The organism is Vibrio sp. 704 (assembly GCF_033339295.1).
In genome coordinates this window covers 1-745 of record NZ_JAWOUH010000374.1, presented here as the reverse complement: position 1 = coordinate 745, position 745 = coordinate 1, and the positions used below count along the sequence as shown (strand labels likewise).

General features: G+C 49.5%; 2 protein-coding genes. Both read left to right on the top strand.

Going from position 1 to position 745, the window contains the following annotated elements; translation table 11 throughout:
• Positions 1-478, top strand: a 478-nt coding sequence (locus R7R24_RS26560) for an HlyD family secretion protein (RefSeq protein ID WP_318120098.1), incomplete at its 5' end; no start/stop codon positions are given.
• 4 nt (positions 479-482) lie between these two features.
• Positions 483-745 (top strand): ATP-binding cassette domain-containing protein (locus R7R24_RS26555; protein ID WP_318120096.1); only part of this gene is annotated, 263 nt, incomplete at its 3' end.

Below are 745 nucleotides of genomic sequence, written 5' to 3'. Positions count from 1 at the left end.
GTTCAGTAAGCTCACCGCAGGTTCTCGCCTCGAAGACATCGAACAAGCTAAAGCCGCTTTAATGGCGGCAAAAGCCGAAGTGGCGTTGCAAGAGCAAAAGCTGGCAGAACTCACCATCACGGCCACGCGTGACGGTACGCTCGATAATTTGCCTTACAATCTTGGCGAACGCGTACCAGTGAACGGTGTGGTTGCCGTGATTCAAGCCAACCGCGTACCGTATGCGCGAGTGTATGTTCCTGCCGATTATCGAATCGGGTTTATTCCTGGGAAAACCGTGACGGTGAATGTCGATGGTCTTGAGAGTCCATTACAAGGCACCGTTCGTTGGGTGGCTAGTGAGCCTTCATTCACGCCCTACTTCGCACTAACCGAAGAAGAACGTTCACGATTGATGTATCTAGCAGAAGTTGATTTACCTGAGTCTGCAAAAACGTTGCCGTCAGGTGTACCTGCCCAAGTAGATTTGGTGGAGTAAGCCAATGACCGAGTATGCAATTCAAGCTCAAAATGTGGTCAAAAAGTTCGGCGACTTTACTGCTATCAATAACATCACACTCAACGTGCCCAAAGGCAGCATTTACGGATTTTTGGGGCCAAATGGTTGTGGTAAGTCGACCACCATTCGTGTGCTCACCGGCCTTCTCAGCCCAAGCGAAGGCAGTGTGGATGTGCTTGGATTAGAAATCCCAAAACAATCCGAACAACTGCGGCTCAAAATTGGCTACATGACACAAAAGTTCTC